The 15148-nt window shown below is 59.4% G+C and carries 13 protein-coding genes; 5 read left to right on the top strand and 8 right to left on the bottom strand.

Going from position 1 to position 15148, the window contains the following annotated elements; all coding sequences use genetic code 11:
- Position 1: 1 nt before the first annotated feature.
- The 5 genes from ACRRSD_RS07665 to ACRRSD_RS07685 all read left to right on the top strand — a co-directional run bounded on the left by ACRRSD_RS07665 (position 2) and on the right by ACRRSD_RS07685 (position 5409).
- Positions 2 to 934, top strand: a complete 933-nt coding sequence (locus tag ACRRSD_RS07665) for an ABC transporter substrate-binding protein (protein ID WP_435037693.1) — start codon at positions 2 to 4, stop codon at positions 932 to 934.
- Positions 931 to 2835, top strand: a complete 1905-nt coding sequence (locus tag ACRRSD_RS07670; protein ID WP_435037694.1) for a response regulator — start codon at positions 931 to 933, stop codon at positions 2833 to 2835. Before ACRRSD_RS07665 ends, ACRRSD_RS07670 begins: the two co-directional genes overlap by 4 nt.
- 247 nt (positions 2836 to 3082) lie before the next feature.
- The gene (gene fabA, locus ACRRSD_RS07675; protein ID WP_003227150.1) at positions 3083 to 3598 is read left to right on the top strand and encodes a 3-hydroxyacyl-[acyl-carrier-protein] dehydratase FabA; all 516 of its coding nucleotides are present in this window, start codon (positions 3083 to 3085) and stop codon (positions 3596 to 3598) included.
- 11 nt (positions 3599 to 3609) lie between these two features.
- Positions 3610 to 4830: a beta-ketoacyl-ACP synthase I gene (gene fabB / locus ACRRSD_RS07680; RefSeq protein ID WP_007957797.1), complete on the top strand. Its 1221-nt coding sequence runs from the start codon at positions 3610 to 3612 to the stop codon at positions 4828 to 4830.
- Positions 4831 to 5220: 390 nt separating this feature from the next.
- Positions 5221 to 5409 (top strand): hypothetical protein, encoded by a 189-nt coding sequence (locus tag ACRRSD_RS07685; protein ID WP_034155814.1) that lies wholly within the window; start codon positions 5221 to 5223, stop codon positions 5407 to 5409.
- A gap of 70 nt (positions 5410 to 5479) precedes the next feature.
- Here the strand turns inward: ACRRSD_RS07685 and ACRRSD_RS07690 are convergent, their stop codons facing one another.
- The 8 genes from ACRRSD_RS07690 to ACRRSD_RS07725 all read right to left on the bottom strand — a co-directional run bounded on the left by ACRRSD_RS07690 (position 5480) and on the right by ACRRSD_RS07725 (position 15088).
- Positions 5480 to 6022 (bottom strand): DUF2058 domain-containing protein, encoded by a 543-nt coding sequence (locus ACRRSD_RS07690; protein ID WP_016987455.1) that lies wholly within the window; start codon positions 6020 to 6022, stop codon positions 5480 to 5482.
- 25 nt (positions 6023 to 6047) lie between these two features.
- Positions 6048 to 6881, bottom strand: a complete 834-nt coding sequence (gene mazG / locus ACRRSD_RS07695; protein WP_435038483.1) for a nucleoside triphosphate pyrophosphohydrolase — start codon at positions 6879 to 6881, stop codon at positions 6048 to 6050.
- A 132-nt stretch (positions 6882 to 7013) separates the two neighbouring features.
- Positions 7014 to 9257 (bottom strand): GTP diphosphokinase, encoded by a 2244-nt coding sequence (gene relA, locus ACRRSD_RS07700; RefSeq protein WP_007917476.1) that lies wholly within the window; start codon positions 9255 to 9257, stop codon positions 7014 to 7016.
- A 101-nt stretch (positions 9258 to 9358) separates the two neighbouring features.
- Positions 9359 to 10735 (bottom strand): 23S rRNA (uracil(1939)-C(5))-methyltransferase RlmD, encoded by a 1377-nt coding sequence (gene rlmD / locus ACRRSD_RS07705; protein ID WP_435037695.1) that lies wholly within the window; start codon positions 10733 to 10735, stop codon positions 9359 to 9361.
- The gene (cysM, locus tag ACRRSD_RS07710; RefSeq protein ID WP_163004698.1) at positions 10735 to 11637 is read right to left on the bottom strand and encodes a cysteine synthase CysM; all 903 of its coding nucleotides are present in this window, start codon (positions 11635 to 11637) and stop codon (positions 10735 to 10737) included. The genes rlmD and cysM overlap by 1 nt, the downstream gene beginning before the upstream one ends.
- A gap of 107 nt (positions 11638 to 11744) precedes the next feature.
- Positions 11745 to 12770, bottom strand: a complete 1026-nt coding sequence (locus ACRRSD_RS07715) for a PDDEXK nuclease domain-containing protein (RefSeq protein WP_435037696.1) — start codon at positions 12768 to 12770, stop codon at positions 11745 to 11747.
- A gap of 184 nt (positions 12771 to 12954) precedes the next feature.
- Positions 12955 to 14379, bottom strand: coding sequence for a histidine kinase sensor domain-containing protein (locus tag ACRRSD_RS07720; protein ID WP_435037697.1), 1425 nt, complete (start codon positions 14377 to 14379; stop codon positions 12955 to 12957).
- Entirely contained in the window at positions 14366 to 15088 is a 723-nt protein-coding gene (locus tag ACRRSD_RS07725; RefSeq protein WP_435037698.1) for a response regulator transcription factor, read from the bottom strand. Before ACRRSD_RS07725 ends, ACRRSD_RS07720 begins: the two co-directional genes overlap by 14 nt.
- Positions 15089 to 15148: the final 60 nt, after the last annotated feature.

Here is a 15148-nt window from a genome sequence, read left to right on the forward strand (position 1 = left end):
GATGAGCTACTGGCCGTCACGGAAGATGCCAACCCTTGGCCACTGGCTGGCCGGGTTCTGCCTGTTTCTGACCGCATGGCTGCACGGCGTGGCGGTGCAGGCTGCCGATATTCTGTTGACCGGTGCCGAGGAAAGCCCCGGTGTACAGGCGTTCGTGCAGGCACTGAGCGAACTGCGCCCGACCGACAACGTGCGTTTCCAGCCGCTGGCCAGCCTGCCTGCACCGGGAAAACTGCCCGCCAGTCTGCGCCTGATTCTGCTCGACCTGCCGAGTCTCGACTGGCGTCTGCAAGAAACCCAAGGCCCGCCAACGCTGGTGCTGCGCATCAGTCGCCTGCAAGCCCGCCAGCGTCTCGGCAGCACGCAACCGGCACATCTGAGTTTGCTCTGGAGTGATCCGCCGCTGAGCCGCCAGTTGCAGTTGATCCGCCGTATTCTGCCCCAGGCCCGGCGAATCGGCGTGCTGTTCGATGAGCACAGCGAATTCCTCCTCAAGGAGTTGAATCTCGCCGCCGCGCCGCTGAATCTGCAAATCGTCAGCGAGCGCTGGGACAACACCCACGACAGCCGCCCTCTGCAAGCCGTGCTGAAGAACAGCGATGTGCTGCTGGGGCTCGACGACCCCGATCTGTACAACCCGAAAACCGCAAAAAACCTGCTGCTCAGCAGCTACTCACGGCAAGTCGCACTGGTCGGCCCCAACATTGCGTTCGTCCGCGCTGGCAGCCTGGCCAGCAGTTACAGCGACCAGAACGACTGGCTGGCAATCCTCGATCAATTGCTCGATCAACCGCCGGCCAATTGGCCACGGGCGCTCTACCCCGCACGTTTTAAAGTCTCAAGTAATGCGCAGGTCGCTCGTTCACTCGGTATCGAACCGCTGAACGACGCATCTGTTGCCAGCGCACTGGCTGAAGGAGAACGCCGCCCATGAGTTTCCGTCGCCGTTGGGACATCAACACCCGCACCCAGCTGATCAGCCTGGGCCCGGCGCTGTTGCTGACCTTGCTGTTGATCAGCTTCTTTACCTTCGTGCGCATTCAGGATTTGCGTCAGGAGCTGAACCACACCGGCCAATTGATCGCCAACCAACTGGCGCCCGCCACCGAATACGGGGTGATTTCCGGCAACAACGAAGTGCTGGAAAGCCTGCTCAAAGCCACACTGGCCACGCCCAACGTGCGTTTTCTTGAAGTACAGGACAGCGCCAACCGGATTCTGGTGTACGTCGAACAACCGGCGGCAGCCCACAGTCGTCCGCATCAGGTCGAAGTGTTTCAGGCACCGGTACGCCTGCAACGCATCGCCCTGCACAATGATTTCTTCCAGGACGGCAAGGTCAGCAATAGCGCGGCCGGCGAAGATTATCTGGGGCGGGTGATCGTCGGTCTGTCCAACGACGCGTTCAGCCAGCGCCAGCAGGAGATTCTGCTCAAGGCCGGGATTCTCGCGCTGTTCGCCCTGCTCTTCACCTTTGTCTTGGCGCGACGCCTGGCCGGCAGCCTGTCGCAGCCGATCCGCGATATCGGTGATGCGGTCAAGGCCATTCAGGACGGCGACTATAAAACCCCGCTGCCGATCGTCGATGACACCGAACTGGGCGCGTTGTCGCAGCACATCAATAACCTCGCCCAGGCGCTGGAACAGGCCAGCCGCGAGCAACATCAAGCCATGGCGCAACTGATCCAGACCCGCGAGGAAGCGGAGAAAGCCAACAACGCCAAGTCCGACTTTCTGGCGATGATGAGCCATGAATTGCGCACGCCCATGAACGGCGTGCTGGGCATGCTGCAATTGCTGGAAACCACCGAGATGACCGAGGAGCAGGTCGAATACGCCGCGCTCGCCTCGGAGTCCACCGAGCACTTGCTGAAAGTCATCAACGATATCCTCGATTTCTCGCGCATCGAGCGTTCGGAGCTGGAACTGGAGCACATCCCGTTCAATCTTGCCGAACTGATTGGCGCCTGCGCGCAGTCGTTCCAGCACAGCGCGGTGCAGCGAGGGCTGGCGCTGGATCTGCGCATCCCGGACGACATGCGCGGTTTGCAGGTGCAGGGCGATCCGACGCGGATCAGACAGATTCTGGTCAACCTGGTCGGCAATGCGCTGAAATTCACTGAACAGGGTCGGGTCAGCATCGAGGCGCAATGGCAGTCGCTGGATCACGAATTGCTGTGGTTCACCTGTTCGGTGCGCGACAGCGGCATCGGCATTTCTTCTGAAAGTCTGGAGTTGATGTTCAACGCCTTCCAGCAGGCCGACAGTTCGATCTCGCGACGCTACGGCGGCACCGGCCTCGGTTTGCCGATCGCCCGTACGCTGGCCGAACGCATGGGCGGCACCTTGCGCGCGCAGAGCGAGGAAGGTCGTGGCTCGGTGTTCACCCTGGAAATCCCGTTGGCACTTTATAAGCAGGCGCTGCCACCACTAACCGCGCCGCGTGCGCTGAACAGCAAGAGCCATGGTGAAGGACGCAATGTCTTGCTGGTGGAAGACAATCCGGTGAACCAGACGGTTATCGAAGCGATGCTGCGCAGTCTGGGCTTTACTGTCAGTGTCGCCACCGATGGCGCACAAGCGGTGCGCAGTGCCGAGGGCAGCGATTTTGAAGTGATTCTGATGGATTGCCGGTTGCCGGTTATCGACGGCTATGAGGCCACCCGGCAGATCCGGCGCCTGCCCGGACGCAGCGACGTGCCGATCATCGCGCTGACCGCCAATGCCTTGCAGGGCGACCGCGAAACCTGTTTGTCGGCGGGCATGAACGATTATCTGGCGAAGCCGTTCAAACGTAATGATCTGCAGCAGATTCTGCAGCGCTGGGTGTCGTAGTGTGGGCCTTTCAACCATCTGCGACTGGCGTGAAAAGCGAAAGTGCGGCAGTCTTAGGCACCCGAACGAGCCTCAAAAGGGGCTTGAATAAAAATTTCAGTGCACAAGTGTACATTCATGTCCTTGGTGCTGTGACTTTCACCACAACGCAATAGTCTATGAGTAGGCTGCCGGTTCGAGGCATGAACGCTTCGAACGGTCGGGAAGATTTGCCCCACCTGCCGCATGGGATTATTGAGGAGCTCGCATGACCAAACAAAACGCCTTTACTCGGGAAGATCTGCTGCGCTGCAGTCGCGGTGAGCTGTTCGGCCCAGGTAACGCGCAACTGCCCGCCCCGAACATGCTGATGGTCGATCGCATCACCCTGATCAGCGAAGAAGGTGGCAAGTACGGCAAAGGTGAATTGGTCGCCGAACTGGATATCAACCCTGACCTGTGGTTCTTCGCGTGCCACTTCGAAGGTGATCCGGTGATGCCGGGCTGCCTCGGTCTGGACGCCATGTGGCAACTGGTCGGTTTCTTCCTGGGCTGGCAAGGCCTGCCGGGCCGTGGCCGTGCGCTGGGTTCGGGCGAAGTGAAATTCTTCGGTCAGGTGCTGCCGACCGCCAAGAAAGTCACCTACAACATTCATATCAAACGCGTCCTCAAGGGCAAGCTGAACCTGGCCATTGCCGATGGTTCGGTGACTGTCGACGGTCGCGAAATCTACACCGCCGAAGGCCTTCGCGTCGGCGTGTTCACCTCCACTGACAACTTCTAAGGGTTATTCGCATGCGCCGCGTCGTTATCACTGGTCTGGGCATCGTTTCGTGCCTGGGCAATGACAAAGAGACCGTCTCCGCTAACCTGCGTGCAAGCCGCCCTGGCATCCGGTTCAACCCGGAATATGCCGAAATGGGTCTGCGTAGCCAGGTTTCCGGCTCCATCGACCTCAACCTTGAAGAGCTGATCGATCGCAAGATCTATCGCTTCGTCGGCCACGCAGCGGCTTACGCCTACCTGGCCATGAAAGACGCCATTGCTGACTCCGGCCTGACCGAAGAGCAAGTGTCCAATCCGCGTACCGGCCTGATCGCTGGTTCCGGTGGTGCTTCCACGCTGAACCAGATGGAAGCGCTGGACATCCTGCGCGAGAAAGGCGTGAAGCGCGTTGGCCCATACCGTGTAACGCGGACCATGAGCAGCACCGTTTCCGCTTGCCTGGCCACGCCATTCAAGATCAAGGGCCTGAACTACTCCATCGCTTCTGCCTGCGCCACCAGTGCTCACTGCATCGGTACCGCCATGGAACAGATCCAGATGGGCAAGCAGGACATCGTCTTCGCCGGTGGCGGTGAAGAAGAGCACTGGAGCCAGTCGTTCCTGTTCGACGCGATGGGCGCTCTGTCCAGCAAGCGTAACGACACCCCGGAACAAGCTTCCCGTGCCTACGACGCTGACCGTGACGGTTTTGTCATCGCTGGCGGTGGCGGCATGGTCGTGGTTGAAGAGCTGGAACACGCTCTGGCCCGTGGCGCCAAGATCTACGCGGAAATCGTTGGCTACGGCGCAACCTCCGACGGTTACGACATGGTTGCCCCGAGTGGCGAAGGCGCCATCCGTTGCATGCAGCAGGCCCTGTCCACCGTTGATACGCCAATCGACTACCTGAACACCCACGGCACTTCGACTCCGGTCGGCGACGTTGCGGAAATGAAAGGTGTGCGCGAAGTGTTCGGCGACAAGGCACCTGCAATCAGCTCGACCAAGAGCCTGTCCGGTCACTCCCTGGGCGCCGCTGGCGTTCACGAAGCGATCTACTGCATGCTGATGATGGAAGGCAACTTCATTGCCGGCTCCGCCAACATCGACGAGCTGGACCCTGAAGTGGCCGATCTGCCGGTGCTGACCAAGACCCGCGAGAACGCCACCATCAATACCGTGATGAGCAACAGCTTCGGCTTCGGCGGCACCAACGCCACGCTGGTACTGAAGCGCTGGGAAGGCAAGTAATGTCCCAGGCTTGAGCCACACATGAAAACGCCCCGACTGGTTCGGGGCGTTTTTTTTGCCTGAACAAAATAGCAGGTACACCGCAAAACCCTGTGGGAGCGAGCCTGCTCGCGAATGCGATATTTCAGTCACCCTATCGTCGTCTGACCCACCGAATTCGCGAGCAGGCTCGCTCCCACAATGGGTTTCGGCGCTTCTGAAAATGAAACTTCTGTCATGAAACTTTGCCCCCTGCGACCGAATGTCGCGGATTACGCGGGCTGCAGCACTGTTGCAAAAAACGCAACAACACCTTGCACAAATCAGCCGTTTACTTAGCAGGCTAACAAATTCTATAACAGAGTTCTGCACACGCCTTGCTGCAGATAACTTGAGATTTGGAGCTAGCAGATGACTGTAAAAGTAACTGAACGCGACGATTCACACATGTCCCACGAAGGCGTAGCCGCCGGTATCCGCATCTGGGATGTGCATCAACAAGACTTGCTGGTCGGCATGTTCCACAACGAGATCGATGCCCACAACTACAAGGCCGAACTCGAAGTGCAAGAGCAACAACGCGAAGCCCGCTCCTCCTGATTCAACCACAGCATTGAAAACGACAAACCCCGCCATGAGCGGGGTTTGTCGTTGTTACAGCTTTATCGGTTTACCACATCAGATCATCAGGGATCTGATAGGCCGCGTACGGATCATCTTCGGTGCTGACCTCTTCGGTCTGCACGTTGAGCTGGACGATGCGCTGCGGATCGCGCTCCTGGATCTTCAGGGCTGCTTCGCGCGGAATCACTTCGTAGCCGCCGGCATGGTGGACGATCGCCAGTGAACCGCTGCTGAGCTTGTTGCGCATCAGCGTGTTGACCGAGATGCGCTTGACCTTCTTGTCGTCGACGAAGTTGTAGTAGTCCTCGGTGGTCAGCTTCGGTAGACGCGAGACTTCGATCAACTGCTTGACCTGCGCCGCACGCGCCTTGGCTTCGGCTTTCTCTTTCTGCTGACGGTTCAGCTCCTGGTCGCGTTTGACCTTCTCGGCCATGGCTTCCTGGGCGGCACGCTGCTGCGAGTCATCCAGCTCGATCTGGCCTTTGTGCGCCAGACGCTGCTGCTTCTGCTTGTCCTTGCTGACCTGCTTGGCCTGCTTTTGATTGACCAGGCCTGCTTTGAGCAACTGGTCGCGAAGGGAAATACTCATGGGACTTACTCACTTGGGCAGTTGCTCAGCCGCAGCCGGGCACATTCTTTTCCTGACGTTTGGCTTCACCCCACAGGGCGTCCAACTCTTCGAGGGTGCAATCTTCTATGGGACGGTGGGTGTCGCGCAATGCCTGTTCGATAAATCGGAAACGTCTTTCGAACTTGCCGTTGGCGCCACGCAGCGCGGTTTCCGGGTCGACCTTCAGATGCCGGGCCAGGTTGACCACGGAAAACAGCAAGTCGCCGATCTCGTCAGCCACGGCGACGGGATCGTTTTCGGACATGGCTTCGAGGACTTCATCGAGTTCTTCGCGCACCTTGTCGAGCACCGGCAAAGCATCCGGCCAGTCGAAACCGACCTGGCCTGCGCGCTTCTGCAACTTTGCCGAACGCGACAATGCCGGCAACGTCGCCGGCACGTCATCGAGCAATGACAGCTGCTCGGGCGCTGTGGATTTCTCCGCACGCTCTTCGGCCTTGATCTCTTCCCAGCGCTGCTTGACCTGCTCTTCGCTCAGGCGCGGCACATCCAGCGGCGCATACAGATCACCGGTAGGAAACACATGGGGATGACGTCGGATCAGTTTGCGGGTGATGCTGTCGATCACCCCGGCGAACTCGAAACGCCCTTCTTCCTTGGCCAACTGGCTGTAATAGACGACTTGAAACAACAGATCGCCGAGTTCACCCTGCAAATGATCGAAGTCGCCGCGTTCGATGGCATCGGCCACTTCGTAAGCTTCTTCGAGGGTGTGCGGAACGATGGTCGCGTAGGTTTGCTTGATGTCCCACGGGCAACCGTACTGCGGATCGCGCAGACGGTTCATCAGGTGGAGCAGGTCTTCAAGGCTGTACATCATTTATCTCTCACCACAAAACCCGTGTGGGAGCGAGCCTGCTCGCGAAAGCGGTGTGTCTGCAACAATGATGTCGACTGACACACCCTCTTCGCGAGCAGGCTCGCTCCCACAGTTGATCGGCGTCGATGTTCACGGGGTACGGTTACGCCGCGTTTCGATGATGTTCGGCAACTGCGAAATCCGCCCCAGCAAACGACCCAGCGCATCCAGACCCGGGATCTCGATAGTCAGGGACATCAGCGCGGTGTTGTCTTCCTTGTTCGAGCGGGTGTTGACCGCCAGCACGTTGATGCGCTCGTTGAGCAGCACCTGCGAGACGTCGCGCAGCAAACCGGAACGGTCGTAGGCACGAATGACAATGTCCACCGGATAGGTGAGCACCGGCACCGGCCCCCAACTGACCTGGATGATCCGCTCCGGCTCGCGCCCGCCCAGTTGCAGCACCGAGGCGCAGTCCTGACGGTGAATGCTCACGCCACGGCCCTGGGTGATGTAACCGACAATCGCATCGCCCGGCAGCGGCTGGCAGCAGCCGGCCATCTGCGTCATCAGGTTGCCGACACCCTGGATCTGAATATCGCCGCGCTTGCCCGGTTTGTAACCGGTGGCTTTGCGCGGAATCAGTTCCAGCTGTTCGTTACCGCGTTCCGGCTCGACCAATTGCTGAGCGAGGTTGACCAGTTGCGCCAGACGCAAGTCGCCGGCACCGAGGGCGGCGAACATGTCCTCGGCGGTTTTCATGTTGGCCTTGTCGGCCAGCTTGTCGAAGTCCACCGCCGGCAGACCGAGGCGCGTCAGTTCGCGTTCGATCAGGGTTTTACCGGCCGCGACGTTCTGGTCGCGCGCCTGCAACTTGAACCAGTGAACGATCTTCGCCCGCGCCCGCGAGGTGGTGACGTAACCGAGGTTCGAGTTCAGCCAGTCACGGCTTGGCGTGCCGTGTTTGCTGGTGATGATCTCGACCTGCTCACCGGTCTGCAGGCTGTAGTTGAGCGGCACGATGCGCCCGTTGATCTTCGCGCCACGGCAGTTGTGGCCGATCTCGGTGTGCACGCGGTAAGCGAAGTCCAGCGGCGTCGCGCCTTTCGGCAAGTCGATGGCGTGACCGTCGGGGGTGAAGATGTAGACCCGGTCCGGTTCGATATCGACGCGCAACTGTTCGGCAAGACCACCGATGTCGCCCAGTTCTTCATGCCACTCAAGCACCTGACGCAGCCAGGAGATTTTCTCTTCGTAGTGGTTTGAACCGGATTTGACGTCGGTGCCTTTGTAGCGCCAGTGCGCGCAGACGCCGAGTTCGGCCTCTTCGTGCATCGAGTGCGTACGGATCTGCACCTCAAGCACTTTACCCTCAGGGCCGATCACTGCCGTGTGCAGCGAGCGGTAGCCGTTCTCTTTCGGGTTGGCGATGTAGTCGTCAAATTCTTTCGGGATGTGCCGCCACAAGGTGTGCACGATGCCCAGCGCGGTGTAGCAGTCGCGCATTTCCGGGACCAGCACGCGTACCGCGCGCACATCGTAGATCTGGCTGAACTCCAGACCCTTGCGCTGCATTTTGCGCCAGATCGAATAGATGTGTTTGGCCCGGCCGCTGATGTCGGCATCGACGCCGGTGGCCTGCAATTCGTCCTTGAGCTGAGTCATCACATCAGCGATGAAACGCTCGCGATCAAGCCGTCGCTCGTGGAGCAACTTGGCGATCTGTTTGTATTGATCGGGTTCGAGATAACGGAAGGACAAGTCCTCCAGTTCCCACTTGATATGACCGATGCCGAGCCGGTGCGCGAGCGGCGCATAGATATCGAAGACTTCGCGGGCGACACGGTTACGCTTTTCGTCGTCGGCGGTTTTCACCGCACGAATGGCACATGTGCGTTCGGCCAGTTTGATCAGCGCAACGCGAACGTCGTCGACCATCGCCACGAGCATCTTGCGCAGGTTTTCCACCTGCCCTTGCGTGCCCATGACCATCGACTGACGCGGGCTGAGGCTGGCGCTGATGGCCGCCATGCGCTGCACGCCGTCGATCAGTTTGGCCACCACCGGGCCGAAGCGCTGACCGACGGCCGCGAGTTCGATCTGGCCTTCGCGCACGCCGCGATAAAGTACCGCTGCGACCAGCGAATCCTGATCGAGCTTGAGGTCGGCGAGAATCTCGGCGATTTCCAGGCCCGTACTGAAACTGCCGGAGCCTTCGGCCCACAGATTCTTCTTGGCATTGGACTGTTGTTCGGCCTCGCGAGCGAACTCGCAGGCTTCCTTCAAAGCTTCGCGATCCAGTGCCAGATCGACACTGACCGCGTGATCGAGCCAAGCCTCGAGATTGATACTGCCGTCAGTGTTGATCGGCTGGTGTGCTCTCACCTGTACCATCTTGCTTTACCTTCCCTACGACGCAGATTCAATGCGTCAAATCGCTGATCCTTATTGTGCGTTTGCGCTCGCGGGGCTAAAGCGAGCGCTGCGCGGACAGATCAGGCGGATTCAGACGAGCCATCCTGGCTCGCTTCAAATAACGCCATGGCCTCGACATGTGCCGTCTGAGGAAACATATCGAGAATCCCGGCACGTTTTAACCGGTAGCCCTGCTTGATCAATTCGACCGTGTCGCGCGCCAGAGTTGCAGGGTTGCACGACACATACACCAACCGTTTGGCACCCAGGGTCGCCAGCTTGCGAACCACCTCGAAAGCACCGTCACGCGGTGGGTCCAAGAGTACCGCAGAAAAGCCGTTTCCGATCCACTGGGCATCGGTCAAAGGCTGGGATAAATCGGCTTGAAAAAACTTTGTGTTATGCAAATTGTTACTGGCCGCGTTGGCTTCGGCGCGATCGACCATGGTCTGCACACCTTCGACCGCCACCACTTCACGCACGCTTTTGGCCAACGGCAAGGCAAAGTTGCCGAGGCCGCAGAACAGGTCCAGCACGCGCTCATCAGCCTGCGGTTTCAGCCAGTCCAGCGCCTGCGCAACCATGGCTTCGTTGACGCCGGCGTTGACCTGAATGAAGTCACCCGGGCGGTACGCCAGATCCAGATCCCACTGTTCCAGGCGATAGCCCAGCGACTGGGTCGCATCGACCGGTTGTGGCTCGCCCTCACCATGCAGCCATAATTGCGCTTCATGAAACTGGCAGAAGTCCTTGAGGATCGTCAGATCCGCTTCGGACAACGGCGCCATGTGCCGCAACAACACCGCCAGTGACGAGCCACTGAACAACTCGACATGCCCCAGCGCTTGCGGCTTGCTCAAACGACGAAGCATCTCCGGCAAACGGGTCATGATCGGTTGCAAGGGCTGTACCAGCACCGGGCATTCGCTGATCGCGACGATGTCCTGACTGCCGGCAGCGCGAAAACCGACCTCGAGTTTCTTCGCTTTCATGTCCCAGCGCACGGCGATGCGGGCGCGACGGCGATAGCCGAATTCGGGACCGGTCAGCGGTGCTGCCCACTCTTCAGGTTCGACACCGGCAACGCGCGACAATTGCTCGGCGAGCATGCGCTGTTTCAGGGCAAGCTGTTCGCCGTGGGGCAAATGCTGCACGCTGCAGCCGCCGCAACGGCCGGCGTGCTGACACGGTGCTGGGCGGCGCAGTTCGCTGGCCTTGAACACGCGCTCGGTGCGCGCCTCGACCACTTTGCCGTGGGCGCCGAGCACCCGCGCTTCGACCTCTTCACCGGCAAGGGCGCCGAGGACGAACCAGGTTTTGCCTTCGAAAAACGCGATACCGCGACCGTCATTGGCCAGGCGTTCGATGCTCAAACGCTGCTTTTTGCCGGTCGGGATTTGCGGCGCCTTGCTGCCACCCGTGGGCTGGAAGCGCAGGCCTCTCTCGTGCTTGGCCATCAGTTGGGCGCGTCGAAAATGCCGGTCGACAAGTAACGGTCGCCACGGTCGCAGATGATCGCGACGATCACCGCGTTTTCAACTTCTTTGGACAGGCGCAGCATCGCTGCCACCGCACCGCCCGAGGACACGCCGCAGAAGATACCTTCTTCACGGGCCAGACGACGGGTGACGTCCTCGGCCTCGCTTTGCGCCATGTCGACGATACGGTCGACGCGGTCGGCCTGATAGATCTTCGGCAGGTATTCCTGCGGCCAGCGGCGGATACCGGGAATGGCCGAGCCCTCCATCGGTTGCAGACCGACGATCTGCACGCTGTCGCTCTGCTCTTTCAAGTAGCGCGAAACGCCCATGATGGTGCCAGTGGTACCCATCGAACTGACGAAGTGCGTGATGCTGCCCTGGGTCTGGCGCCAGATTTCCGGGCCGGTGGTGGTGTAGTGCGCTTCCGGATTGTCGCCATTGGCGAATTGATCGAGCACCTTGCCACGGCCTTCGGCTTCCATACGCTGCGCCAGATCGCGGGCGCCTTCCATGCCTTCTTCCTGGCTGACCAGGATCAGCTCGGCGCCGTAAGCGGTCATTGCCGCTTTACGCTCGGCGCTGGAGTTGTCCGGCATGATCAGGATCATTTTGTAACCTTTGATCGCGGCAGCCATGGCCAGTGCGATGCCGGTGTTACCCGAGGTCGCTTCGATCAGCGTATCGCCGGCATGGATCTGCCCGCGCAACTCGGCGCGAGTGATCATCGACAGCGCCGGACGGTCCTTGACCGAACCCGCCGGGTTATTCCCTTCGAGCTTGAGCAATAGGGTGTTGCTGGTGGCACCGGGCAGGCGCTGCAAACGCACCAGCGGAGTGTTGCCGACGCAATCGGCGATGGTTGGGTACTGCAGGGTCATGGCGTATTCGCAATCCAGACGTGCGGGGGCGCCTATCATACCGGCAAACCCGCGCAGGCCATATCACGCAAAGTGCGGTGCTTATGGTTTATGGGAATAAGCAGCGGTTAGTCGCTATTTTCTGTGTGCGCCGTATCCAGTGCATAAAACTCATGCAACTTGGCCTGCAGCAATTGCTTATCCGGCAGAGAGGTTTGATATTCCGCTATCAATGCGGGCGAGAGACTGCGATTGAGGGCGTACTCGACTACCTCATCTTCCTTGCTTGCACACAGCAGGACACCGATGGCCGGGCTTTCATGAGGCTTGCGGACATTGCGGTCCAGCGCCTCCAGATAGAAATCCAGCTTGCCGAGGTATTCCGGCTCAAAACGGCCGACCTTGAGTTCAATGGCTACAAGGCAGTTGAGCCCTCGGTGGAAGAACAGAAGGTCGAGAGAGAAATCCCGACCGCCTACCTGCAACGGATATTCGGAACCGACAAAGCAGAAGTCGCGACCAAGTTCGATCAGGAATTCCTTGAGGCGAGATAGCAGGCCTTGATGCAGATCGGTTTCAGAATGAGCGCCGGGCAGATCGAGAAATTCGACCATGTAGGAATCGCGGAATATCTCGAGAGCTTCGGGGTGGGATTGCTGCAGTGCCATGGAGGCTTTTGCCGGGTCGGTGACGCTTCGCTCAAACAAAGCTGCTTTGAGCTGCCGCTCCAACTCACGTCTCGACCATTGCTCTCGAACGGCCATTCGTACGTAGAACTCGCGCTCCTCTGGTCGTTTGCATTGGCTGAAAATGGTCAAATTGTGCGACCAGGACAATTGTCGCACCAGTGGTGCGACTTTTTCTTCGGCGTGATAAAGCTCATAAAACTGGCGCATACGAAACAAGTTCGAACGAGTAAAACCTCGCAATCCCGGTTGTGTCAGAGCCAAATGTTCGGCTAATTGACCTACAACAGAATCGCCCCACTCCGCCTGCTCAATCTTACGACTGATATGCGCCCCCACCTGCCAATAAAGCTCAATCAGCTGTGTATTGACCGCTTGCATGGCCTTATGTCTGGAACTGTGAATCAGCGCGAGCACTTCGTTGAAACGTTCGCCATCCGGGCTGCCAGTAACGCTGGATACAGTCATGCGCAATTCCTTGAAGATCAGGTGAAGCACGAGCCTAACCCCTTCAGGAAGCTTGAAATGACCGCCGATGCAGCTTGGGAAATGTCGTACAAAAAAAGGCGAGCGCTCCCGCAAAGTCGGAGGATTGGCGGCCCGAGCGGACTACATCGCGAGCAGGCTCACTCCTACAGAAGCGCTGAGGCACTCAGACAATCTGCGGCGAACCGAGATCCAATGTGGGAGCGAGCCTGCTCGCGAAGGCGTCAGTCGCCGCACCACCGTCATCCGCTACCAAGCGCAAATTCAAGCGCAACCCCGCCCCGCTGTTCTCCGCCCAAATACTTCCGCCCTGACGCTGCACGGCATTGCGCGCGATGCTCAGCCCCAAGCCGAATCCACCGTCGCCGGGCCGCGAGCCGTCGAGTCGGGTGAACGGTGAGAAGATCCGTTCCAGATCCCCTTCCGCTACGCCGCCGCCCTGATCTTCCAGCCACAGGTGCCAGTAATCGCCATCCCTGCGTGCATCCAGTCGCACGATCCCACCCGCCGGCGAATGCCGAATCGCGTTACGCAGAATGTTCTCCAGCGCCTGCGCCAGCGTATTCAGGTTGCCACGCACCCAGCATGAGGACTCGGCCGCGCACTGCAATTGCAGACTCGGCCAGCCGCTTTCATAACAGGCGTTATCCGTGAGCATCTCCCACAGCGCCTGAATTTGAATGGCTTCATCCGGCAGCGGCGTGCGGTCAGTGTCGAGCCAAGCCAGTTGCAGGGTGTCTTCGACCAGACGTTGCATACCGTCAACTTCGCGACCGATACGTTCGCGTAGCTGCACCAGTCCCTGTTCGCTTTCACTGGCGACGCGCAGTCGGCTCAGCGGCGTGCGCAACTCGTGGGACAAATCACGCAGCAGTTGCTGTTGCAGAGCAACGGTCGATTGCAGGCGTTCGGACATCGAGTCGAACGCCCGGGCCAGTTCACCGAGTTCATCCGGGCGCTGGGTGATACCGCTCGACAGCCGCACATTCAATTGGTCGGCGCGCCAGGCGTTGGCCTGTTCGCGAAGGTTGTTCAGCGGCACCACCAATAAACGATAGAGACCGACACACAGCAACAAGGTGAACAGGCCCGGAATCACGCCGTTAGTGATGACGCGCCAGAACACGCGGTATTTCCCCGGCACGAAGCGCTCGGGCAATTCAATCACCAGGCTGCCGGCAGATGGCTCTTTGGGAAACGGCACACGCAGCCACGGCCGGTTCTTTTTGTGAATCGGCCAGTCGAGGCCGCGCAAGAACGTCAGGTGCTGGATTTCCTGCTCATTCAGCGGCTCACTGCTCAACGACTGCAAGTTGCCGCCGATCACGCCGACCCAGCTGGCTTCGCGCAATTCCATGCTCTGCAACCAGCTATCGACACCGTTGCGTCCACCATGCTGCCACGCCTGTTCCGCTTGCGCGGCGTAACGAGTCAGCGTCCCGCGAGCCTCGTCGGAGAGGAACTGATTGCGCTCCTCCATGTAACGGCCCCACGACCAGCTCAGCCAGATCATCAGCAGACAGAATGCGACCAACAGGCAGGCCAGTTTCCAGAACAGCGAATGCCGGCCCGGCAGTTCAGAGATTTTCATCGCAGGCGCTCAAGACATAACCCTTGCCCCACACCGTGCGCACTTCGCGCTCGGTATAGCCGATGGCTTTGAGCTTGCGGCGGATCTGGCTGATGTGCATGTCGAGACTGCGGTCGTGGGCCGCGTAACCACGCTGCAAAACGTGCTGATAAAGAAAGGCTTTGCTCAGCACTTCTTCGTCATTGCGATTGAGGGTTTCCAGCAGACGGTATTCGCTGCGAGTCAGCCCGGCAGCGTGCTCGCGAAAATAAACATCGCATTGCTCATCGTCAAAACGCAGCGTGCCAGCCGCGACTGGTACCGCGAGAGTGGCTGGACGCCGATCAAGAGCAACCCGGCGCAGGATCGCTTCGATGCGCACATGCAACTCGGTCATGCTGAACGGCTTGGGCAAATAATCGTCGGCGCCCAGCCGGAAACCACTGATGCGATCCGCCTCCGCGCCAAGGGCCGACATCAGCAGCACCGGGGTCGAATGGCTCTGGCGCAATTGCGTCAATACATTCAAACCGTCCATTCCAGGCAACAGGATATCCATCAGCACCACGTCGAACGGCTGGCGTTTGGCGATGCTCAGGCCTTCCTGACCGTTCTGGCACCAGGTCACCTGAAAGCCGCTGCGTCCCAGATGTTCGTGAACATAGGCACCGAGGACCGGATCGTCTTCGATAGAAAGAATGCGTGGCTGGCTGACGGAAACAGGAGTCATGAGTATCTGCAAGTAATTCTCAGTTGTGTGCGATTATTCAAGATTGTCGGACAGCGGGCA

This window comes from Pseudomonas neuropathica (genome assembly GCF_051174785.1).
Taxonomy (GTDB): domain Bacteria; phylum Pseudomonadota; class Gammaproteobacteria; order Pseudomonadales; family Pseudomonadaceae; genus Aquipseudomonas; species Aquipseudomonas neuropathica_A.